This is a genomic window from Adhaeribacter radiodurans (genome assembly GCF_014075995.1).
GTDB lineage: Bacteria > Bacteroidota > Bacteroidia > Cytophagales > Hymenobacteraceae > Adhaeribacter > Adhaeribacter radiodurans.
Genome location: NZ_CP055153.1, coordinates 1462983 through 1488280, shown reverse-complemented (window position 1 = coordinate 1488280; position 25298 = coordinate 1462983). Strand labels below are relative to the sequence as shown.

Below are 25298 nucleotides of genomic sequence, written 5' to 3'. Positions count from 1 at the left end.
TCATTTTAACCTTTAACCACTATCATCATTTTATTTTAAATAATGTTTCCTGCACTTAAAACATTAAAATTGCCGGCGGTATTCTAAAGGCGAAATATGTTGAAGTTCTTTAAACCGCCGGTTGAAATTGGATAAATTACGAAAGCCACTGGCATAACAAATTTCCGAAATAGTACGGTCGGTTTCCATGAGCAACTTACAGGCATTCCCAATCCGGATTTCATTCACAAATTGCGAAAAGCTGCGGCGAGTTCGTTTTTTAAAATAATAACAAAAAGCGGGTACACTTAAATGAGCTAGCGAAGCCGCGTGAGTTATTGTTACTTCTTCGGTGAAGGAATTAAATACATATTGGCAAACGCTGTTAATCCGTTCACAATCAAAAGTATCGGCGTACAAACTAAAGCCCGCACTGGCTATTTGCTGTTGGCCCGGCGAACTTGCCAGAAAATCTAAAAGTGCTAAAAGTTCAAATAATTGTTTGGCCCCATTTAGTTGCAATAAATGCTGCATGCGACGGGCTGTTTCCAGGCGAACTTTCTCCTCAAAAGAAAGACCTTGCCGGGCTTTATCGAGTAAGCGCCGGATATTTGTCATTTCGGGTATGGAAAAGAACTTCTCGCCTAAAAAGTGGGAATCAAATTGAATTACAATAGATTGCGAGCTTAACTTACCATTATCATATTGTTTATCGCTGTGCCAATAATGGGGCAAATTAGGACCTAATAAAGCCAAATCGCCCGGTTTAAAATCCACAATTGAATCTCCTACAATTCGTTTACCTTGGCCGGCTAAAATTAAGGTAAGCTCAAATTCCGAATGAAAATGCAAGGGCGCATCAAAAAAAGGCAACTTAAATTCTCGAACCGTAAAAGAACCTTGCTCGGTTGTGGGTATTTTCTCTAATAAAGCACGCATTGGTACTAATTTAAATTATTTTTCAATAATTCTAGATCTTATTTTAATAGAGTATCATAAGTTATAAATACAGGTGTAGCATTCATTTTACTATTATCATTCATTTGTTAAGTAAATTAACTTTTTAATAAACTCTTCTGAACGGACCAATATGATAAACGAAACGCTTGCTTCTCCTACAAATTACCCGCTTAGCTCCGCTGATATAGATTCGTATCACCGGGATGGCCACATTTTACTGCGTCAGGTGGCCAGTACCGAGGAGGTGAAAAATTACCGCACCGCCATTAATGAGGCAGTTACTAAATACAATACCGAAACCCGCGCTTTATCAGAACGCGATACTTACGGGAAGGCTTTTTTGCAGATTATGAATTTATGGGAACAAGACCAAGCGGTACGTAAGTTTGTGCTGGCCAAACGATTCGCCCAAATTGCCGCAGACCTGATGGGTTGCGAGAACGTACGTATTTACCACGATCAGGCTCTTTTTAAAGAACCCGGTGGCGGTTTCACGCCCTGGCACCAAGACCAATATTATTGGCCTTTAGATACTAACAAAACCATTACCCTTTGGATGCCACTGGTGGAAATAACCGAAGAAATGGGAATTATGAAATTTGCCTCCGGCTCCCATACCGAAGGCTACATTGATAAATTAGGCATATCAGATGCTTCCCAAAATTTTCTGGAGGAATATATTAAAAAGAATAATTTTCCGGTTAGTACCACTTCGTTCATGCAGGCCGGCGACGCTACTTTCCATTCTGGCTGGACTTTACACGGTGCTCCCGGAAATAATTCTGGTACCATGCGCGAGGTAATGACCATTATTTACTTTGCCGATGGTGCACGCGCCTTAGAACCCGATAATAAAAACCGCGTAGCTGATTTGGAACGTTGGTTACCCGGCATAAAGCCAGGTGAATTAGCAGCTAGTCCGCTAAATCCTTTGGTGCTATAGAAAAATTTACTAAATAAGTAAAGAGGCACAATTATCAAGATATTAGACTTTTGTGGGTGTAAGTAATAGAATATGAATGCAATATTTTGTTTATCTCGACATCCAGTATATTAAACTAATTTTGTACAGTTACTTAGTTAAAAATAATTGATTCTTTGAACCATAAAAACCGGTGAACTTTGGAATATTATCCAGCTCACCGGTTTTTTATTTACTTATTTAAAGTAGTTAAGTCTTTAAGAAGCGGTGGAACAATAACCAGTTTACCTCGTTGCTGGTGGTACTCGTTTTGATTTTTTAGAAGGGCCGATGCTTATTTTGTTCGTTCTTAACTTTGCCTCGTGTCTCAACACCAATGGCAAACAATCAAAAAATTAAATAACATTAGTTTAGTTAACAAGCGCCTGCCAGGTTTCCCATATTGCGCAGCAGGATTCTGTAAACTTAGCCAAGTAAAAAAGTAATAACGTTCTCTCCTCCTCAGTTATTAAAAAGGGCACCCTTTAAGGCGGAGAGGTTTACCATACCCATCAGTTAAAAGACGACTCGGTCACTTGGTAAATAGTTAATTTTATGATTAGTTCGTACCATCACGTGAAGGCTTAAATAGGCTTCAAAGAAATACTTAAAATATCTAGGCTTTGCAAAAAATTAAACATAGCCACAAATACTTTCCTGTTTATGTACCATATTTTACTAAAAACTAATCAAACAAGTCAAAATACAGTCAGTTTCAGTTAAAAAACAGGCAGTTTTAATTCTAGAATTGAAGTAAACTTGTAAATGCGTCTGAATTTTTACAGGCTTATACTATAGCATTACAAGTTCTTGCAAATAAGAAATAAATTATACCCTATGCAGCGAAGTATTTTTATCTTTTTCTTTATTACTCTGGTTGTAGGCGGTTGTATGAAAAACCCCAACTCCAGCCAAGGTACCAGTCAGGCTCCCCGGCGGGTCGAAGTTTTGTTTTTGGGCCATAAAAGTGAGCACCACAACTCCGATAAATATGCGCCTACTTTAGCCACGGCCTTGTTCAGCCGCGGCATTAATATCACGTACACCACCACCCCTACCGATTTAAATCCGGAAAATTTAAAAAAATACGACGGTTTAATTATTTACGCCAACCACGAAAAAATTGAGCCGGAGCAGGACCAAGCTTTAACGGAGTTTGTGGAGAGTGGTAAAGGATTTATTCCTATTCACTGCGCGTCGTTTTGTTTCCAGAACTCCGAGAACTACATAAAAATGGTAGGTGGGCAGTTCAAGACTCATAAAACCGGCGACTTTACCGCTAAAATTACGGATGCCAAACACCCAACCATGCAAGGCATTACCGAGTTCTCTACCTGGGACGAGACCTACGTACACGACAAATTGAACCCCGATAACAAGGTACTCATGACCCGCGACGAAGGCGGGCGTCCGGAGCCCTGGACCTGGGTACGGGAGCAAGGCAAAGGCCGCGTATTTTATACCGCTTACGGCCACGACGAGCGCACCTGGAACAATCCGGGCTTTCAGAAATTAATTGGCAATGGTGTTTTATGGGCCGTAGGTGACAAAGTGAGCAAGCAAGTTGAGAAATTAGCTTTGCCGACCTTAACCTACGTAGATGCCGCCGTTCCGAACTACGAAAAACGCGATCCGGCTCCAAAATTTCAAAATCCATTAAGCCCCGCCGAATCGCAGAAATTAATACAAGTACCCGTTGATTTTGATATCCAATTATTTGCCGCCGAACCAGATATTATCAACCCGATCTCTATGGCCTGGGACGAACGCGGCCGTTTGTGGGTAATTGAAACCGTAGATTACCCCAACGAAGTGCGCGAAGAAGATGGCGTGGGCGACGACCGCATTAAAATTTGCGAAGACACCAATGGCGATGGCAAAGCTGATAAGTTTACCATTTTTGCGGATAAGCTCAACATCCCTACCAGCATTGTGTTTGCCAACGGCGGTATTGTTATTTCCCAAGCCCCGGTATTTATGTTTTTAAAAGATACCAACGGCGACGATAAAGCCGATGTGCGCGAAGTAATTATTGATGGCTGGGGAAAATCGGATACCCACGCCGGACCATCTAACTTAAAATATGGCCTGGATAACAAAATCTGGGGCACGGTAGGTTACTCGGCTTTTAAAGGCACCGGCGAGAATCAAAATCTTGCTTTCAGCCAGGGCTTGTACCGCTTTAACCCCGATGGTAAAAATTTAGAATTTTTAGCGAAAACCAGCAACAACACCTGGGGTTTAGGCTTCAACGAAAACTTTGACGTGTTTTTATCCACAGCTAATAATACGCATAGCGCTTATTATTACATGCCCGATAAAAATTTAAAAAGAGTATTAGTAGGTGGCAGCGGCGCCCAAGGAATTAAAAAAATCGATGGCCACTACGACATGCACACCATGACGCCTAATTTGCGCCAGGTTGACGTACACGGTGGTTTTACCGCCGCCGCTGGTCATAACCTGTATACGGCCCGTAACTTCCCGAAAGAATACTGGAACCGCATTGCTTTTGTGTGCGAACCAACCGGCCGCGTAGTACATAACGCCATCATGGAGCCGAGCGGCGCTGGTTACGTAGAAAAAGACGGGTGGAATTTCCTAGCTTCTTCTGACGAATGGATGGGCCCGGTTCACGCCGAAGTTGGTCCGGATGGCGCCGTGTGGGTTGCCGACTGGTACGATTTTATTATTCAGCACAACCCTACCCCAACCCCGGAGCGCGGTGGTTACCAAGCCGAAAATGGTAAAGGAAACGCCTACATCAACCCATTGCGCGACCATGACAAAGGTCGGATTTACCGGGTAGTTTACAAAAACGCCAAACCCTACGAGCCAATTAAATTAGATAAAAACAAACCCGAGACTTTAGTAGCTGCTTTAAACAACGACAACATGTTTTGGCGTACTACGGCCCAGCGGTTAATCGTAGAAGGCAAACATCAATCTGTATTACCAGAGTTATATAAAATAGCCGCTAACCAAAGCGTAGACGAAATTGGCGTAAATGCTCCGGCAGTTCACGCCCTTTGGACCATGCACGGTTTAGGTGCTTTATCGGGCTCTAACCCCGAGGCTTTGCAGGTAGCTATTAGAGCTTTATCGCACCCGGCAGCTGGCGTTCGTAAAACCGCCATTCAGGTATTACCCCGTACGCCGGAAGTAAAGCAAGCGTTATTAAAATCTAATCTGATTAATGATCCGGCGCAGCCTACCCGTTTAACCGCTATCCTGGCCATGGCCGAAATGCCGACTGCTTCCGATATTGGGCAAGCAGTTTATACCGCTAGTTTATCCCCGGACAACGACAAAGACCCGGCTTTAGCGCAAGCTTTATTTGTAGCCACGGCCAAGCATCAAGCGGGCTTTAAAGAAGCCATGCAAAAAGATACGAAAGCAGCAGAATCAGCTTCGGCTGGTTTAGTACCTCGCATTACTCAAAGCTTAGATAAAGATGTGCGGTTACTGGAAAGATGGTCCCGGATGCCGGCTGCCGAAGCACCGAATGTAGCAGGCAAAGAAATCACCATTAAATCAGCGGTTATTAAGCCCAGAACCGGCAAACCTAGCGGCGTTATCATGACGCACGGCGATACCAACCAAGGTTACGGATTGTACATCGATGATGATAAGGTAAACCTGTTGGTGAAACAAAACGGCAAACCTTACTCTATTTCGGCCCCCGTACCGCAGGAAAACCGCTTCGAAGTAATAGCCCAAGTGGCGCAAAATGGCAAGCTAGTCCTACAACTCGATGGTAAAACCGTAGCCGAAGGCAAAGCGCCGGGTTTGTTTAAGCAACCGCTTACTTCTGATTTGGCTATTGGTGTAGGTGGAAAAGACGACAAAAAATTCGGCCCGTATAAAGACGATTTTAACTTCGATGGTAACTTATCCAACACTTTCCTGGAAGTAGGTTCTATTGTGGTTACCGCCGTTCCTACTACTGAAAAAGCTGATGTTACCATTAACATGAAGGTGGTGAAAGATCAGATGCAATTCGATAAAAAAACCTTTACGGTTAAAGCCGGTCAGGTAGTAGAACTGGTACTGGAAAATCCGGATTTTATGCAGCACAACTGGGTACTTGTAATGACGGGTATGGCCGATAAAGTTGGTGCTGCTGCCGATAAACTAGCTGCCGATCCCAAAGGAGCTGAGAAAAACTACGTACCCAAAATGAATGAAGTAATTGCCGCCACTGACTTAGTAAATCCCGAAGGCCGTACGGTAATCCGGTTTAAAGTACCGCAAAAAACCGGTGACTACCCTTATGTGTGTACCTTCCCGGGCCACTGGCGCATCATGAACGGGGTAATGAAAGTAACTAACTAAGGCAAACCAGCTAAAATTTAAAAATCCGGCAGGTTGCTAAATTCTGCCGGGTTTATTTCCCACAAATTTTTAAAATTTTATGGCATTAAACGTAAAATTTGGAGTAAGCACCTGGCTCTGGACATCCCCTTTCGATTCTACTACGCTGGACTTGTTTCCAAAAATTAAGTCGATGGGCTACGACGTAGTAGAGATTCCCGTGGAAGATACAAGCCTGATAGATGCTCCTAAGTTAAAAGAAGCACTGGAGGCAAATGGCTTGGAAGGACTAATCTGCGGCGCCTTTGGTACTACCCGCGATTTAACCCACGAAGACGAGCTTTACCAACGCAACAGCATCGAATACATTACCCAGTGTTTTCAGATTTCTGAAGCCATTGGCTGTTCGTTCGTGTCGGGCCCCATGTATTCGGCCGTAGGTAAAGCCCGCTTGGTATCGCCGGAGCAAAAGAAAATAGAATGGGATCGCGCTGTAACCAACCTGCGGAAAGTTTGCGAAATAGCCAACCAATACGGCCAGGCCATTGCATTGGAACCTATCAACCGTTTCGAAACGGACTTAATTAATAACGCCGAAGATGTCATGCAATTAATCCGCGACATCAACCATCCGGCCGCCCAGGTTTCCCTAGATGGTTTTCACATGAACATTGAAGAACCCGATATCGAGAAAGCGATCTTATTAGTTGGGGATAAACTACGACACGTGCAAGTATCCGAGAATTACCGCGGTACGCCCGGCACCGGCCAAACCCGCTGGGATGCTTTCTACCGCGGCCTCACTGCCATCAATTACCAGGGCACCGTCGCCATCGAAAGTTTTACGCCTAACGTGAAAGAACTTGCCGGAGCCGTGTGTATCTGGCGCCCTTTGGCCGAAAGCCAGGATGGTTTTGCTTCGGAAGGCATTCAATTTTTAAAAAAATGGGCCAGAGGGGAAGAAAAAGTAAAGAATGAAGATGGTATTGCGAGTGCTTTAGTAGGGAGGTAATATGTTGTTTGCATAGCACACTATGGCGCGGAAGTTACTTCCGTGCCTTGCGAATCAGATCAAGTAGATAAATTTAAAAATTCTCGTTCACATAGCGGCGGCTGATGCTTAGTTCGCTAAGTGAAGTTATTTCATTGCCAAGTTCTGTTCTTTTTGTCTTGACACAAAAAGAACCAAAAAAGTCAAGACGCTAAAAACTCGCTGACCGCTCGAACAGTTTAGCGTCATTCTTTGCACCTGGCTTAGGCTACTTGTTGCATAGCAGACTAGGGAATTTTAAAAATTTAATTTTTAAAATTCCGTCATTCAGGAGGAACTTATTTAGCAACGTAGCTAAATAGGTTCCTCCTGAATGACACTAAATGGCATTAATAAATAAAAAGGCTTAATCGAATTGTAAAGTTAAAGTATTATCTATTTACACTGATTGAATCTAAACATTCTTCTATCCTAAATGAATGAGTAAAAGCTGAAGCTAAGCATAAACGACACCAGTTTGGCTTTGGAGGGCCTTCTAAGGTTCCAGTGCCGAGGCACGAGGCATTGTGAGGAACGAACAAAACAAGCTTAGACCAGCCCGGAAGAGCCAAACGAGGCCCGCCGGCCAGGAGGCAAACTGGTTACTTGTCAAGCTAGATAGCACCAGCACATGGAGACTTGCAAAGGCTCCAAAGAACAAATTAAAAAACTGAAAACGTACTAATTTCAAAAATCATAAAAACTATGACGCAACAAAAAATCAAAGTAGCCATCGTCGGATTGGGCTTCGGTGCCGAATTTATTCCGATTTACCAGAAGCACCCGAACGCCATTATGTACGCCATTTGCCAACGCAACGAGGACAAACTAAATGAGATTGGCGATGCCTTTGGTATTGAAAAACGCTACACCGATTACGCCGAGTTGTTAAAAGACTCGGAAGTAGATGCGATTCACATAAATACGCCCATCCAAAGCCACGCCGAGCAGTCGCTGGCCGCTTTGCGGGCTGGCAAGCACGTTGCCTGTACGGTGCCTATGGCTACTACCGTAGAAGAATGCCGTCAGATTGTAGAAGCCGTAAAAGAGACCGGCAAAACTTACATGATGATGGAAACGGTGATTTACAGCCGCGAATTCTTGTTCGTGAAAGAAATGTACGAGAAAGGCGAGTTGGGTAAACTGCAATTTATCCGGGCTTCGCACCAGCAAGAAATGGCAGGTTGGCCGGGTTACTGGGAAGGTTTGCCACCCATGCATTACGCCACCCATTGCGTAGGTCCGGTGCTGGCTTTACCCAAAGCGCAAGCCGAATACGTGTCGTGCTTTGGTTCGGGTCGCATCGATGAAAACTTAATTTCGAAATATGGTTCTCCGTTTGCCATAGAATCCTGCCACATTAAATTGAAAGATTCCGATTTATCTGCCGAAGTAACGCGTTCCCTATTTAACACAGCCCGCCAATACCGCGAGAGCTTTGATGTGTATGGCTCGAAGAAGTCTTTTGAATGGACTTTAGTGGAACACGAAGACAACGTAATCCATACCGGTGAAACCCCCGAAAAAGTAAAAACCCCTGATTACGCGCATTTGCTGCCGCAAGAAATTCAATCGTTCACCCAGCAAGGCGTTTACGATTCCGGTGACAATCAGCACTTATCTTTTATTCAGGGTTCCGGCCACGGTGGTTCGCACCCGCACCTGGTACACGAATTTTTAACCGCATTAGTAGAAAATCGCGAGCCGTATCCCAATGCGCAACAATCCGCTAATATTACCTGCGTCGGTATTCTGGCACACGAATCGGCCATGAAAGGTGGCGAGATTATTCCTTTACCGGATTTTACGCTGGCTTAAGCATTTAGTAAATATTATCTTAATCCCGCTACCCGGTAATACATCTACCAGGTAGCGGGATTTTTTATGCGGTTTAACTTAAAAGTAATAACCGGAAAATTTCTCATGTTGTCGAGGAAAGAAGATGTTTATTAGGCATGTAGTAATATATTTCTTTCCGGTTTATATAGAAAGTATATCCGTGTACTACTCGATTATAAACGGATAGTACACGGATAAAGGCGTAATAACCATTATCTGTCTTGCCGGTAAAGAGCAATAAAGTAAGATCCTATTCTTTGTTTACTTTTATACTACGCTTATTTTTTGAGTACAAAGATTATTAAAAGTTTTTACAACCCTAAAAGGCTAGCCAGAAGTATTTTGGAAAGAAAATTTTAGGCTAACTTAGCTAATTGGCAAAATTTATATATATTACTTGTAATATATAATATACAATTATACGTAGGTAAAGTCAGTAAAACCCATTAAACAGACCTACTATTCCTCCGTACATAGTGCAGATAACCGGAACAACTCCGTTTATCTGCTAGTTGGCAGTAATTTATAATATGAGATTAGAACCGATATCCGCTTTATTGATTATGACTTATTGGGTTTTTCTGATAGACCCATTCAGAAGGAGGCCATTAAAGCGCAATTACTTACGACTTTATAAAGACTCTCAATTTTTAGTTATAAATCTAATATTGTCCTTAGGATTCGTAATTGCGAGGTTTATTTATTCTCACCCTGACAATACGATTGGATTTGCTACACTTCCATTGGCTTTCATAATTATAGATTTGTTACTTGTTCAAGTATCGGTATCTCATTTTGGAAGACCTTTCAAATTCATTCAACGCTGGGACATGGTGAATGGAAGCTTTGCTGAACACAGTTATTCATTTATTCTTTTGCTGTTTCCTTGGCTTCTCTCATTGATAATAGAAATAATTTTAAAATAGAAAAACTACTGCCAACAACAGCTAAACGTCATCTCGGCCGACGGCCTCCGCCGCCGTTTAGCCTATTACGTTGTGGTACATTAAAATGACAGAAGAACAAAAATATCTACCTTCCGAAATTCTGCTTAAGTCAACTCTAAGCGGTCAAGAATATGGCTGGAAAAGAGAAGATTTTAAAGAAGTTGTAGACTACGCTGTTAAAGCTGGACTTGCAATAATAGGTGGACAGGTTCAATTTAAGTTTCCTGATGGAACGTGTGAACTGTACTGGCGAAAGTATGACACCAATGAAAGAAAAGCAAATGAAGATTGTACAAGCTATTGTAATAGAACCAAAACGGAATGTCTGGAGCAGTTTAAAGAAACACCTAATAATCAGAAATTAATAGAAGAAGGAATCGAGAGTTTTAAGTTCTTGAGAGCGAAATCGGAAGAAGGTATAAATCTTGAAAATCACTTAATATTCATTCTTTACTTTGAGGATTCTGAAACGGAAATAGCTAAAAAAGAAAAATAACGACACCACAACAAAACCTATACGGCAGCTACGCAGCCGCATAGCCAAGAACGTTAGCTGCTATATATTGAAATGGACGATAAAGAAGAAAGAAAAGAAAGGATAAAACTTTTAAGGCGACAGGAAGACCGTAAGCATAGGCTTCCTAGCTTAATAAATTATTTATCTATAATAGCTGACAGAGAAATTCTTGAGAATGAAGTTCTAACGCTTGAAGAAATTGACAATTATAATATTTCTGTTAACTGTTCTGACTTTGATTTCAATTATTTAAACATCAGCTTTCCTCAGGAGAGAGCCCAAGACCTGCTTGATAAGCTGCAAGTATTAGCAAATGAATTAGAAGGCAGGAATTTTCTAACTCTTCCCCAATGGGCTGACATTGCTGTAATGAAAGTTAAAGCAGATCTTGTTCTGTTGAAATTTCAAGAATTAATCGATTTAGACAAAAACAGTATTTACGTTTATGACCTTAACTACCAGAACGGGTTATGGATTGATTTATACAGTGAGTATTGGTACTTAGATGGAAGTGCGAAGTTGAGGCAAATCCTTGAACTACGGATATTCGGGAAAGAGTGGATGAAAAAAGTAGCAGCATCACTGTAGTTATAAATACAACAGCTAACAAAAATTATAGCCCCTCAAAACGTGCCATAGCAAATCCGTTGGGCGGCATACGCCTTGTTATTCTTTTAACGCTAACTTTATTGAAACCTCTGCTTAGATGAGAATTGCTTCACTGAAGTCAACTTTACTTTTTTTTGCCTTGTGGTCTGTCTTTTTTGCGAAAGCACAGACGACATATACCACAATTGGAATAATTGGTTCTTCTACTTCAAAAGGATGGGATGCTTCCATTCCGATGAAACCAGCCGCAGGGAACAATCCGCATCAATGGCAGGTAACGTTGCCATTGTCGGAGGGGGAAGTAAAATTCATAGCAAACAACAGTTGGGATGTGAACTGGGGCAATAGCCCTTTTCCTTTGGGTATCGCTATTCCAGGCGGAGCAAACGTTCCCATTTCCCTTGCTGGCACCTATAAAGTGACCTTTAACAACATTACAGGAGACTACTCGTTTGCTACTATTTCCTATGCGGCCCCACAAAAAAGAAGTGTGCAAAAAAGCTTAGGCAGCCAAAAAACCGGTGGCGTTAACATTTTTCCAGCAGAGGCAAAGGTTCAGGAGATCTTTTCAAACGGCGAGGATTTTCTGGAAGGACCTGTGATGTCCCCGGATGGTCTTCTTTACTTCTCCGACTTTAGTGAGCAAACAAGAACAGGCATCATCTGGACGTTGAACCCGCAAACCAGAGCTTATAAAGCCTTTCGTTCTCCAAGTGGAATGGCAAATGGGCTTGCATTCGATGCCAACGGGGACCTTATAGTTTGCGAACAGGCAGGTGGTGGTGGCAGACGCGTGACAAAGACAAACATGAAAACGGGCATTACCCGCATCATTGCCGGTCAGTATCGAAACAAGCCGTTCAATTCTCCCAATGATCTTTCTATTGATGCAGAGGGAAGAATTTACTTTACTGATCCCAGCTACGTTGTAAATGATCCGGTAGAGCAGAATCTAATGGGCGTGTATCGCATTGACAACGACAGTAGTGTTCATTTGGTTGCTGCTAATGTGAATAAGCCCAATGGCATTGCTGTTTCTCCCGACCAGAAAACCCTTTATGTAGTAAATTGTGATTACCCGGGGAACGGCAACAGGTGGTTTTTGCCAGAAGAAAAGGCAGTTGTAAAGCCAAACGGTGAAGGTTCAATACTAGCCTTTGAACTAAAGGAAGATGGTTCGCTGCAGGCCCCTTCGAAACTTATTGAATTTGGGAACAGCATTGCACCGGACGGCATGACAGTCGATGCTGACGGCAATCTTTACATAGCTGTTGGAAGCCGTGTTGTTGTTTATGATCCTAATGGAACCAAACTTTCGGAGATTAAATGTCCACAAGCAACTAACCTTTGTTTTGGAAGAAGTAAGTTTAGTAAAACACTATTTATTGCGGGTGGTAAAAGCATCTTTATGGTAGAGACAAACAAAGAAGGATTTGCGTCTTCAGGAAACAAATAAAACAGCCAACACTAACGCACAACATGGTGTTTCTACAACAGCGTCTTGCCTATAAATACTCAACAACATATCTTTATTCATCAACAAATCATAGTTGTGGCTGAAGGTACATGAAATACCACTGCTTCAGAAACACCTTAAACGTTACTCAGCATTTCCGTCGAATTCCGTACACCTCATTCCATTCTTTCTTTCAGAATCAGACTAACTTATTAATTCCAGTTATAAAATACCTAATATATGCCGGAAGAAAATACCGGTTTTGTTGCCAGAAAACGTTTAGATTCGCATAGAATCTGAATCTTTTCCTATGACTGCCGCATCCCAGGTAAATGCCCGCCTAGAAGCTTCGCGCCGCGATTTGCTCGATTTAAGTTTACGTAATCCGCTCCTCCATTATCGGCCTTTGCAAGCCAAAGGGGTAGAAATAGTAAATGAAGTACCCGCCGAGGTGTACCGATTACTTGTGCTGGAAGGCAAAGCCATGACCTTTCTGTCCATGGACAGCAAAACGGCGAACAGCCTCCTGAATACCCAACAAAATACTCCGGAAAATGAGAAAATACCCAGTGCGTCAATAGCTATAACGCCGGCCCAAACCGACAATAAACTGCAAACCCGCGAAACAATACCTAAACTGGAAAACCGCTTATTGCAGACGTATCATGCGGCCAGGCTTTTTGTGGAAGAACAAGGCGTCAATATTCTGTACCTGGCATTGGGCGCGCTAACCTGGTACGAAGCTGGTAATACCGAGGACCCGCGTCAAGCACCATTGCTGTTAATACCTGTAGAATTAACGCGTTCCTCGGCGCGGGAGCGGTTTCAGTTGCGGTACACCGGCGGTGAAGTAGGCGAAAATTTATCTTTAATTGCTAAAATGAAAGCCGACTTTGGCTTGCAGATTCCGGAACTGCCCGATACCGAAGAAGTAGATGTAACCGCTTACTTTGATGAAGTCTGGAAGGAAATTGTGGGGCGGAAAGGTTGGCTGATTAATTCTTCGGCCATTGCGTTGGGCTTTTTCTCTTTCGGGAAGTTTATGATGTACAACGACCTGGATGCCGCTAACTGGTCCGAAGAAGCAGGTCCCGCGCAGCACCCGTTGCTGCAAGCTTTGCTGCACGAAGATGGCTTTCAGGAGCCAGATCCACTTATTTCCGACGAAGATCACCTCGATCCACATTTAAATCCCGCCGAAGTGCGCCAGGTAGTAGACGCCGATTCATCGCAAACGCTGGCCATTCTGGACGTAAACCAAGGTCGTAATTTAGTAATTCAGGGACCGCCCGGTACCGGAAAATCGCAAACCATAACCAATTTAATTTCAGAAGCGATTGGTAAAGGAAAAACCGTGTTGTTTGTGGCCGAAAAAATGGCGGCTCTGGAAGTAGTAAAACGGCGGCTGGATAAAGTTGGCCTAGGCGAAGCTTGTTTGGAACTGCACAGCCACAAAACGAACAAAAAAGAAGTAACCAAAGAACTCGCCCGCACCCTGGACTTAGGCAAACCCAAAGTAAAAGAACAGGAAAGCGAACTAAATTTGCTAATTCAACTGCGTGAACGCCTGAACAACTATTGCGAAGCCGTAAACCAGCCCATTGCCCAAAGCGATTTAACTACTTACCATGTTTACGGCGAACTTTTGCAATTGCGGCAACAGTACCCACAAGTAGATTTGCCCCGTTTTGCTTTGCCTACCCTGCTTAACTGGTCGCGCGATGAATTTCGCCGCCGCGATGCGCTGGTGCAAGAATTACAAGCTCGCCTAAAACAACTAGGCGAACCTATAAATTTACTATTTTGGGGCAGCCAACGTCAGCAATTATTGCCCGCCGATGAAAACCAATTAACGCGAGCTTTAGAGGCTGGCCGTCAATCCATAACTACCCTGCAACCAAAGGCGCAACAATTAGCCCTTATTGTTATGTTACCGCTCCCAATTAACTCTTCGGAAACAGTGGCGTTGGTTACTTTAGTAAATCGTTTGCTCCAAAGTCCGGATTATGCGGGAGTAGCGGTAAAAACAAATAATTGGCTGCAACAACAAGCCGACTTAGAGCAGTTGCTAACTGCGGGTAAAGCCTTTGCCACTATCCAGACCCAGTTTCAGGATAAGCTGCTGCCCGAAGCCTGGACAGCTACCACCGAAGCTTTAGAAATCCGGGAAAATATAATTGCTTATGGTGAAAAATGGTGGAATTTTTTGTCAGGAGCTTACCGACGAAGCAAGAAAAAACTGGCCGGTTTAAGTAAAACCATTCTGCCGGATAATACCAATGAGCAATTAAAATTAGTAGATGCCATCCTGGAAGCGAACCGACAGCAGAAAATTATCCAGCAACATCAGGAATTAGGCCAGGCTACTTTTGGAAAACAATGGCGCGGAGAACGTTCCGATTGGCTGCATTTAACGAAAATAAAAAACTGGCTTACCGAAATACATCAGGATGTAGCCAACCAACTTATTCCCCAGACAGTTCTTGAGTTTCTGGCGAGCGAACCAAATTTACCTTCTTTACAACTAACTGCACAGCAAATAGAGCAGAATTTACTAAACTACCGCACCCGCTTAGCCGAGGTAAAACAATTGCTCTTGCTGGATGAAGTTCTCCGCTTTGGTCAGGATAATTACTTCCGGGAACAATCTTTTACCGAACAATTAGGGCTGTTGCAACAATGGCAATCTCACTTACCTGAGTTGCACCAAATAGTAGGTTGGAATAATTTAACCGTTAGGTTACAACAAGAAGGCTTGCAGGAAATTACTAATCGTGCTACTAGCTGGCCCGAAGCAGCTCGTTATTTGTATCCGGCTTTCCAGCAAACCTGGTTGGAAGCGCTCCTGGAAAAAGCTTATACCGAACGGCCCGCATTGCAGCAGTTCCAGCGGGCAGGTCACGAAGAGGTTATTCAAAAGTTTAACCAGTTAGATACCTTAATGCTGGCGTATAACCGGGCAAAGCTGGCAATGGCGCACTGGCAGCATTTACCTTTGCACCAGGCCGGTGGGCAATTAGGTATTCTGCGCCGGGAATTTGAAAAAAAAGCTCGCCATTTACCTATTCGGCAATTAATGACTAAGGCCGGAAATGCTATTCAGGCAATTAAACCGGTATTTATGATGGGGCCACTTTCCATTGCCAACTTTCTACCACCCGAATGCTTGCAATTTGATTTAGTAATTTTTGATGAAGCTAGTCAGGTAAAACCCGTAGATGCGTTTGGAGCCATTTTGCGGGCCAAACAAGTGGTAGTAGTGGGCGATAGCAAACAAATGCCGCCAACGAGTTTTTTCGATTCATTGGTAAACGAAGAAGAAGCCGACGAAGAAAATATAACCACCGATGTAGAAAGTATACTGGGCTTGTTTGCCGCTCAGGGTGCACCGCAACGCATGTTGCGCTGGCATTACCGTAGCCGCCACGAATCGCTAATAGCGGTTTCGAACCAGGAATTTTACGAAAACCGTTTAGTTATTTTCCCGAGCCCGGATGCCGCCAGAAAAGAAATCGGATTACTGTACCATCATCTGCCGCACACCTTTTACCACCGCGGAAAAACGCGCACTAATCCGCAGGAAGCCGAGACTGTAGCCCAGGCAATTATGCAGCACGCCCGTACTCATCCGGAATTAACGCTGGGAGTAGCTGCTTTTAGTATGTCGCAAATGCAAGCCATAATTAACCAACTCGAGATTTTACGCAAAGCCGATCCAGCAACCGAAGCTTATTTTCAGGCTCATCCAAACGAACCATTTTTCGTGAAAAACCTGGAAAACGTGCAAGGCGATGAACGCGATGTAATTTTTATTAGTACCGGCTACGGCCGCACTGCCGACGGTAACTTAACCATGAATTTCGGGCCACTTAATAGTACGGGCGGCGAACGGCGTTTAAACGTATTAATTACCCGTGCCCGTCTGCGCTGCGAAATATTTACTAATTTATTACCCGATGATATTGATTTAAACCGCACACCTTCCCGCGGGGTACAGGCTTTTAAAACTTTCCTGACTTACGCTAAAAACGGGCACTTACTCCACGAAAACAGCAATGCCTTACCCTCAGAAACAGATAACTTGCCTTTTGAGCAAGTAATTTACGATGCTTTAACCCAACAAGGATATCAGTTAAAACCCAAGGTGGGCTCCGCCGGATTTTACGTGGATTTTGCCGTGGTTGATCCACAGCAACCCGGCCGTTATGTTTTAGGAATTGAATGTGATGGTGCCACTTATTATAGTGCTCGTTCGGCCCGCGACCGGGATCGGTTGCGCCAGTCCGTTTTGGCAAGCTTAGGCTGGAATTTGTACCACGTTTGGAGTACCGATTGGTTCCGGAACCCTGAAGCAGAATTAAAGCGTCTGATTTCGGCAATAGAACAAGCATTAAATAATACTCCATCAAAAGGAACGGTAAATAAAAGCAACCAGGAAGAACCCATAATAACCCGGCAGGCCGTTACCAATCAGGAGCAAACCACAGGCTTGCCGCTTTACCAGGTGGCTACTGTTCCGGTAAAATTAGTAAATCCAGAGTTAGCAGAAGTGCCCACTACTAAATTGGCCGATTGGATTTGGCAGATAGTGCAGGTAGAAAGTCCGGTACATATTACTGAAGTTACCCGGCGGCTAGCCGAGGCAAGCGCACTAACCAAAGTTGGCCCCCGGGTAAAAACCGCCGTAGAACAGGCCATTGATTTTGGTATCCTGCAGGGAGTTTTCCGGCGGGAAAAAGATTTTCTTTGGTTACCCACCATGGCGCATCCTCCCCTTCGCGATCGCAGTCAATTACCTGCTTCCTCCCGCAACATAGATTTTATTCCGGCGGCCGAAATCAAATTAATCATTCAAAAAGTGGTTACGCAATCTTACGGTCTGGCTACCGAAGAAGTGGCACCCACAGTTGCTAAATTAATGGGCTTTCTGCGGGTAACGGACGATATTCGGGAGCAAATTGAAGTGTTGGTAGAAGAACTGCTACAAGCCGGAATCTTAGCTCAGCAGGAAGATCATATTGTAAAAGCCCGTCCTTAGAAACACTTATAAAATCAGCTTGAAAGCGTAAGTCTAGTAAATGACTGATAAAATATAGTTAAAATTGCCAATGAACTAGTATTTTTGAAGTTCAGGTTTTAGCAAATACTTATTACATAATATATAATTTTCTTTTCGGAACACATGTTAACAGTAGAAAAAATTGGCGGCACTAGTATGAGTGCGCTGGACAAAGTTTTAGAAAATATAATTTACCACGGCCGAACTGGTGATCAACTATATAACCGGGTGTTTGTGGTTTCGGCTTTTGCAGGAGTAACCAATTTGCTCCTCGAGAATAAAAAAACCGGTGAACCAGGCGTTTACCACCACATTGTAGGGCATAAAGACTTTCACCAGTCGTTAAACCTAGTGTCTGAGAAGCTACAAGAAATAAATAAAAGTTACGAATACCTGGGTTTGAACCTGGAGGTAGCCAATGATTTTATTCAGCAACGCCTGCACGAAGCACAGTTATTTTTAGAAAATCTGGTAAATGTTTTGGCCTCTGGTTACGTGAGCGCCGAAAGTATTTTACAAGCCGCCCGCGAAATTTTAGCCTCTATTGGAGAAGCCCATTCGGCCTTTAACTTTGTTAATATTCTGCAAAACCGTGGTTTACACGCTACTTTAGTGGATTTAAGCGGTTTCCACGATCACGAACCTTACACCATCGATCAGCGCATTGCTCATTCGTTAAAAGGTATAGATTTTGACAAAACCATTACCATAGTTACTGGTTACACCAAAGGTACCGAAGGTATTATGCGGGAATTTGACCGGGGCTATTCCGAGGTAACTTTCTGCAAAGTGGCGGTGGCTTTAAAACCCAAAGAAGCTATCATTCACAAAGAATATCACCTTTCCTCGGCTGATCCGGCTTTGGTAGGTTTAGAAAATTGTGTTCCTGTGGTAAATACCAATTACGATGTAGCCGACCAATTAGCTGACGTGGGCATGGAAGCTATTCACCCCAAAGCCAGCAAGCCTTTGGAAATAAGCGGTATCGACCTGCGCATTAAAAACACCTTCGAACCCGATCATCCGGGTACCTTAATTACCCGCGATTACGTTTGGCCAAACAAGCGCGTAGAAGTTATAACGGGTACTAATAAAGTAATTATTCTGGATATCTACGACCCTCTTATGGTAGGAACGGTAGGTTCCGACTTTGCTGTAATGCAGGCTTTTCACCAGTTTAACATCAGCTATATTTTTAAAGCTACCAGTGCCAACAGTATTTCCATGGTTATCTGGGAAAAAGATTATAAATCTGAATTAGTAGAAGCCCTGGAAGCTCAATTTCAGGAAGTAACCGTTGAAAAAGTAGCTATTGTGTGCATGATTGGTTCTAACATCGATCAGCCGGGTGTGTTGGCCAAAGCTGCCGGAGCTTTAGCGGAAAACAACATTAATATTAAAAGCGCCGGTTTCTCTCTTCGAAAAGTGAACGTACAATTTGTAGTTGCCCGCGAGGATTTTAAATCTGCCGTAGTAGCCTTGAATAAAACTATGTTTTTTTAAAATAATAACCATCTTTTTCTCCTGGCTAAGTTGGGGAAAAAGATGGTTATTATAGTTGTTGTATACAGATTTAACAAAGCGCTATACCTACTTTCTGAACAGCCAATCTCTTTCTCGGGTTAGTTCCTTTAGTAGATGATAATCCTTTAATATGACCTTTTAATATGGCGCGGAAGTTACTTCCGTGCCTTACCCAAGTACTTTCTTCGTTGCGTGATACAACTTACTAACTTTTCGGCAAAACGCGAGGAAAGTCACGGAAGTAACTTCCGCGCCATAGGGAGCCATATTGAAGGAAGGCTATAGGACCTTATAGAGATGTGTAAGATTAAAAACAACTTTATACAGTAGTTTGCTTTAAAAGAAAAGGGTTACTTAGTTGAGTAACCCTTTTCTTTTTAATAGGATTGATTAAATTATTTTTCTGATTTGTCCAATGCTTACTTTTTAATAAACCGTAAGATTTGCTGACCACCGTTATAATTAACCAGTAGCGTGTACAACCCGGGTGGTAATTGATCAACGGTAAATTCAAGTTTACCGGTTTCTACCCTAATTTGAATATTTGCTTTTACTACAATACCCGAGGCATCCAGAATAGAAGTACTAATTTGCTCTGTTGGTACTTTTAAATCTACCGTAAACTTATAAGTAGCTGGATTGGGATAAAGGTTTGTTACTAATTCGCTTTCCTCGCGCGTGGGTATATCCGCCACCAGTTGCTCTGTTCCGGAAACAGGCAGCACTTCAATAGCCGACACACAAGCTTTATCTACTGTAGAGATGAAATTTAAATTGAGGGTACCATCGCTTACGGTCACGTTCCGGGTTGCCACTACTGCTTTGCGTGCCCCGCCGGCGGCCGCGTATATGTCATAATTAGTTAACCAAATAGCCCCTTCCGCCGTGACGTTAAACTTGCGTTGTCCGGCTGCAGAATAATAAATTTCGGCAAAGTGGAGTTTTACCGTATACGTGCCGTTAGTTACCGGAATAACATACTGGAAACTTCCTCCGGCCGCACTGGCCCGGCGATTATCCTGGTACAAGTCCTCATTAGTCGTATTGGCAATAGCCGAAGCAGTTGAAGAAACATCTGTTGCGCCCGTAAAGTAAGTATCGGCACTAAAGTTACCCAGCGAAGTAGTTAAACCGCTTCCTCCGGTATTAATCCGGATGGTGCTGGCCACTGCTTTACCTACCTGAATGGTAATAATTTTAACGGTAGAACTTTGGCAGCCCCAGCTTACCCGGTAAGTAAAGGTATCGGAACCATTAAAATTAGAGTTAGGCGTGTAGGTGCGTTTGGCTCCGGAACCACTTAGGGTACCATTTTTTGGTTGGGATATAATTTCGTAGACCAACGGACTACCACCGGTTCCTTTTAAGGTAATGGCCTTAGCTGTGTTCACCGCTGTGGTAACACTCTGGGCGTATGCCGTTGGGTTTGACTTCTGGAAAATCAGACTGCCAAAAGGACTTCTACCTTCGGTAGGGCCATCCAGATGGTGCAGAATGGTATACTTACCGTCCGGCGTAATTTTAAAAATAACACCGCTAAAGTTATGTCCTCCTCCCCAGGTTAAACCGTAAAAGTTGCCCACCTTATCCATTATTAAACTACCCTGCGGGTTAGCGCCATCCGAGATCTCATCCGTCATAAACTTTAAAACGGTTATTTTTCCGGCGGGGGTAAATTTAAAAATTGTACCATGTCCATTTTTACCACCCCGCGCTGCCATGCCGTAAAAGTTACCGTCTTTACCTTGTACCAGGCTACCCGCCGGCAAATCGCCATCGTCGTACTGGTAGAAAGAATGCAGTTTAGTAACGGTACCATCGGGAGCCATCTTAAAAAAAGTACCGGTATTGTAATCGCCGCCTACATTGGTAAGGCCGTAAAAATTCCCGTCTTTACCTTTAATTAAATTTCCTCTGGGCGAGGAACCATCTTCGTAATTATCAAAGCTGTGCATTACCGTATATTCGCCGGATGGAGTTACCCTGAAAATTACGCCCGCTAAAAACGAACCTCCGGCATTTGTCATGCCGTAGTAATACCCGTCGTTCCCGTCTAGCAAAGTGCCCCAGGGCGAATAGCCGGTATCGTCGTTCTGGAAAGAATATAATACTTTAAAATCACCTTTAGGCGTTATCCGGAAGTAGGTGCCACTGCCATTAACACCGCCATGGCTGGTTAAGCCGTAAAAATTGCCGTCTTTTCCCAACATTAAGTCGCCCCGGGGATATCCTCCATCGTTTACATCATCTAATGACCTTAAGATTTTAAAGGAGCCATCGGAACACAACCGGAAAATAGTGCCGTGATTATACTCTCCTCCCCATTCAGTCATGCCGTAGAAAAAGCCGTCGCGGCCTTGTACTAAGCCACCCCGGGGAGTTACCCCGCCAAAAGTACCCGGCAAGTCTACTAATATTTTAAAATTACTGCCATTGGGTAAAATACGATAGATAACGCCATCACCTTGGGGTCCACCGATTTCGTTCATGCCGTACAAATAACCATCGGAAGCTTGCATCAGACCGTTCGCCCGTCCACCATCTTCTGAAGGTAAAAAAGGGTGCAAGGCACTTACGGTACCACTTGGAGTTACTTTATAAACGGTGCCGTTGAACCAGTCTCCCCCATTCATCGTGGTACCGTAAAAATTTCCATCCTTTCCCAGCTTCAGACTTCTTTTGGGTGTGTCGCCAATTTCATCGAAGCCATAGTGATGGAGTACCTTATAGTCTCCGGTAGCAGTTATTCGGTAGATGGTACCACTAAAGTTATCGCCCCCAGCCGTAGTTACTCCGTAGAAATTACCATCTTTGCCTTTAGTCAGGCTACCAATAGGAGTACCTCCGGTGGCTGTTTCAAAAGTATGCAACAAAGTAAAGGTTCCAGTTGGAGTTATTTTAAAGATGGTTCCCAACTGGTTAGCGCCGCCGCTGGTGGTAACCCCATAATAATTGCCATCGTTACCCCGCACTAAATTGCCCGTAGGCCAACCGCCCCGGGAAGTACCATTAAAGTTATGCAGCACGGTATGCGTACCTGTTGGGGTAAGTTTAAAAACCGTGCCCTTATCAAAAGTACCACCGTAATATGTCATCCCGTAAAAATTGCCATCCGTACCCTCCACTAAATCGCCGTAGGGCCGATAGCCTAGGTGCCTGATAAAGGAAAAGATAACTTTATACTCGCCACCCGGAGTCATTCTGAAAGCTACCCCCGGTTCTGCTCCCTCGTTATTCAGTCCGCCGGAGGAAGTCATGCCGTAAAAATTGCCATCAGAGGCCTGGATAAGATTGTTACCACCCGGGGCGTTACCATCATAACCAGCAAAACTATTCATAATGGTAATCTTACCAGCCGGGGTCATTTTAAAGATGGTTCCGTAATTACTGGCGCCTCCGCGAGCAGTCATCCCGTAAAAGTTACCATCTTTGCCTTGAATCAGCTCTCCGCCTGGGTTAGAACCCAGTTTGGTAAAGGTGTTATGAACGGCAAAGCTGGTACCATTTGATTTAATGGAAAAGGCAGTTCCCCCACCTTGTAAACCATAATCAGAAGTGAGCCCCAGTAGAACCTCCTGCGCTTGAACCTGAAAGGTTGTAAATAAAACAAGCAGTACTGCTGCAATTCTGACTGGCACCAAACGAGGTAGAAACAAAGTACTAGAAAGGTTGTATACCAACCATTGAAGAATTGAACTTCCCTCGAAAGTGTTTTTCCGGTTTGGGGAAGGTAAAAGATGTTTCATAGTTAAAGAATAGGTTTGTGGATTGTTAAATGTTTAAGAATTAGAGGAGAAGAATATAGTGTAGCCGAGTTATCAAAAATTACTATTTTATTACCCTGGTGGGGATTGTTTGTTGTTTTACATAAGTAGTTTTATGGCTAGCACAGTAAATAGAACAGGAATTAACAAATTGATTTATAAGCTATAAGGGTTTAATTTAGACTAGAGAGTTAATTTTAAAATAAATGGTTGCAAGCTTCCATCAAAAAATTATCTAATTCTTTAACAGCAGCTTACAACTAAATAAAAAGAATTTGCAAATCGGCTTTTACATTAAATTATAAACCAGTTTTTGAGTTTAAACCTAAATAGCACAGTTGCTATTACCAATGTATTTATATCGTAACAGATGGTTTGTTTGCTAAACCAAATGCAATTGTTTGCGCAAAAATAACTGACTAATAGAAGCGTAAGTAAACCCAGCAGGAATACTAATAAAAGTCCAAAGAAGAATATCCGCTCCCATGCCGGTCATATTTTTGATAAAACCAAAGTAAGCCCCAAAACCACAAGCTGCGCCAATGGCCAGAGATAGTATTATTTGCCAGGTCCATTTTTTAGCATCCGCAAAATACTTTTTCAACCGCCAGGCGTTGAGGATGCCAATGGTGAGGTACATAAAAATAATATCAAACGGAATGTACAAGGTGTAATATCCCAACCAAAAAAACAGGGGAATCAGCACCGCAAAATAACCTGCATCGGCAAAGGTAGGCCGAGCAAATTTATGCTGCAAAGCTTTGTTTTGCAGCCCGTTGAGCAGTAAAGCAAAAATTACAATAGATAGAGTATGCCATACCAATTGGACAACTGTTAAAGAAACCCCGTGCGCCCCACCGAAGCCGTGTGCAATAAGGGTATGTAGTAAAGCTAAACCCAGCGTATTTGCTACAAGGTGGTTCATTTTCTAGGCTTTCAGAAAAGCTCGGTTGTTGTCGGTTGTTTCCGCTGACGATTGAATGGTTAAAGTTTGTTCCATGGTGTAAGTTTTAAGTTAAATAATAACGAAGCAGCGATAATCGAATAAAATCCTGGGTGGTAGGTTATTGAATATCATAGCTTTATTTACTTACAAAACTAAGGGGGTGGAACCTTTAAAATTCTTGACTTAAGTTAAGAATTTAGCGGGAGATAAAATTCTTTTCCGGATGCGGCTCAAACTTTCGGGGCTGATACCCAACATGCTGGCAATATATTTTTGCGGCACCCGCCGGAACAAGTCTTGATTTTGCGTCATTAAAGAAAGATAACGTTCTTCCGGAGTATCGCACGAAAGTGCGGCGGCCCGCTCTGAGGCACTTTGCACGGCCCGTTCGGCCATTATTCTTCCTAAAAATTCGAAGCCGGGACTTTGCTGATAAAGCAATTGCAAGTTGGGCCGGGTAATGGTGAGCACCACAGAATCCTCTATTGCCTGCGAGTTAGTATGCGTAGATACATGATTATTAAAAGCTATTATAGTCCGTAAAAAACATGTTTTCTAAAGAAATGCCACAGGTTTTTTCTTCTCCTTCTTTATAAAAGAAATGCCGGATGGCACCTTGGCTAACAAAACCGATTAGGCTGCACACCTCTCCTGACCGCCACAAAAAAGCTTTTTTCCGGAGTTTTACCGGTTTAAAATACACATCAACCAAGGCCAAGTCTTCGTCGGACAAGCCACCAATTTGTTTGCAAAAAACTTTCAGCTTTTCAGTCATGGATAATTAAAAAATTATAGTAAACCGGATAAAACAGGAAGAAGCGTAAGTAATTGACACTACTAAATCAGGATACCTAAGTTATAAATTTTATTAAAAAAATCAAATTCAAATTTCATTTCTTCTAGTAGATAATCAATAGAGAAACCCAAGTATTCAGATAATAGATGCCAGTCTTTTTTTTGTAATTAATCCATTGAATACCAATATTATTTACTAAAAGACCGACCTTAATTATAGTAAATTATATTTATTCAATTACTTTATTTGTTGGTTCGATTAACTTGATAGAGCATGAATAAAAAATTCTAAATAGAAGACCCGGATAAATCCTCGGGGTTTAGTAATTGATCAATAATGGATAGTACTGCTAATACTTTTTAAATCCATTTCAGACCATGCAGCTCATAAACCAGAAAATGAAACCATAAGAAGAGTAAACGCTTGAAAATTCTTTTTTAAAGATTTTTCAATTTAAATAAATAATAAGCACTGCTCTTTAAAAATATTCTAATCGTATTTACACTTCGGAAATCAATTAAAAGCAAGTTTTGATTCTGAAAGAATTATTCATTTTTTCCATCTTTTTACTTTGAGGGAGTATCATGCAATAAAATA

At 42.8% G+C, this 25298-nt stretch carries 14 protein-coding genes; 9 read left to right on the top strand and 5 right to left on the bottom strand.

All coding sequences use genetic code 11. The features are described 5' to 3' along the window. Positions 1-63: 63 nt before the first annotated feature. Positions 64-918, bottom strand: coding sequence for an AraC family transcriptional regulator (locus tag HUW48_RS06300; RefSeq protein WP_182414876.1), 855 nt, complete (start codon positions 916-918; stop codon positions 64-66). Between the two features lie 151 nt (positions 919-1069). On the opposite strand from HUW48_RS06300, the gene HUW48_RS06295 reads away from it, so the two are divergent. The 9 genes from HUW48_RS06295 to HUW48_RS06255 all read left to right on the top strand — a co-directional run bounded on the left by HUW48_RS06295 (position 1070) and on the right by HUW48_RS06255 (position 19174). After that, entirely contained in the window at positions 1070-1882 is an 813-nt protein-coding gene (locus HUW48_RS06295; RefSeq protein ID WP_182414875.1) for a phytanoyl-CoA dioxygenase family protein, read from the top strand. 855 nt (positions 1883-2737) lie between these two features. Next, positions 2738-6235 (top strand): PVC-type heme-binding CxxCH protein, encoded by a 3498-nt coding sequence (locus HUW48_RS06290; protein ID WP_182414874.1) that lies wholly within the window; start codon positions 2738-2740, stop codon positions 6233-6235. A gap of 79 nt (positions 6236-6314) precedes the next feature. Continuing rightward, on the top strand, positions 6315-7226 hold the full coding sequence (locus HUW48_RS06285; protein ID WP_182414873.1) for a sugar phosphate isomerase/epimerase family protein: 912 nt from the start codon (positions 6315-6317) through the stop codon (positions 7224-7226). A 723-nt stretch (positions 7227-7949) separates the two neighbouring features. Then, on the top strand, positions 7950-9062 hold the full coding sequence (locus HUW48_RS06280) for a Gfo/Idh/MocA family protein (RefSeq protein WP_182414872.1): 1113 nt from the start codon (positions 7950-7952) through the stop codon (positions 9060-9062). Positions 9063-10094: 1032 nt separating this feature from the next. Next, the gene (locus tag HUW48_RS06275; RefSeq protein WP_182414871.1) at positions 10095-10526 is read left to right on the top strand and encodes a hypothetical protein; all 432 of its coding nucleotides are present in this window, start codon (positions 10095-10097) and stop codon (positions 10524-10526) included. Positions 10527-10598: 72 nt separating this feature from the next. Beyond that, positions 10599-11135: a hypothetical protein gene (locus HUW48_RS06270; protein ID WP_182414870.1), complete on the top strand. Its 537-nt coding sequence runs from the start codon at positions 10599-10601 to the stop codon at positions 11133-11135. 118 nt (positions 11136-11253) lie between these two features. Continuing rightward, complete coding sequence (locus HUW48_RS06265) at positions 11254-12612, top strand: SMP-30/gluconolactonase/LRE family protein (protein ID WP_182414869.1); 1359 nt, start codon at positions 11254-11256, stop codon at positions 12610-12612. 310 nt (positions 12613-12922) lie between these two features. Continuing rightward, positions 12923-17650 (top strand): DUF3320 domain-containing protein, encoded by a 4728-nt coding sequence (locus HUW48_RS06260; protein WP_182414868.1) that lies wholly within the window; start codon positions 12923-12925, stop codon positions 17648-17650. A 144-nt stretch (positions 17651-17794) separates the two neighbouring features. After that, complete coding sequence (locus HUW48_RS06255; RefSeq protein WP_182414867.1) at positions 17795-19174, top strand: aspartate kinase; 1380 nt, start codon at positions 17795-17797, stop codon at positions 19172-19174. A 440-nt stretch (positions 19175-19614) separates the two neighbouring features. On the opposite strand, the gene HUW48_RS06250 is transcribed toward HUW48_RS06255, so the two are convergent. The 4 genes from HUW48_RS06250 to HUW48_RS06235 all read right to left on the bottom strand — a co-directional run bounded on the left by HUW48_RS06250 (position 19615) and on the right by HUW48_RS06235 (position 24680). Beyond that, entirely contained in the window at positions 19615-22941 is a 3327-nt protein-coding gene (locus tag HUW48_RS06250; protein WP_182414866.1) for a choice-of-anchor tandem repeat GloVer-containing protein, read from the bottom strand. A 400-nt stretch (positions 22942-23341) separates the two neighbouring features. After that, positions 23342-23884, bottom strand: coding sequence for a hypothetical protein (locus HUW48_RS06245; protein ID WP_182414865.1), 543 nt, complete (start codon positions 23882-23884; stop codon positions 23342-23344). A gap of 204 nt (positions 23885-24088) precedes the next feature. After that, positions 24089-24376, bottom strand: a complete 288-nt coding sequence (locus HUW48_RS06240; RefSeq protein ID WP_182414864.1) for a Crp/Fnr family transcriptional regulator — start codon at positions 24374-24376, stop codon at positions 24089-24091. A 49-nt stretch (positions 24377-24425) separates the two neighbouring features. Then, positions 24426-24680, bottom strand: coding sequence for a cyclic nucleotide-binding domain-containing protein (locus tag HUW48_RS06235; RefSeq protein WP_182414863.1), 255 nt, complete (start codon positions 24678-24680; stop codon positions 24426-24428). Between the last annotated feature and the right edge of the window lie 618 nt (positions 24681-25298).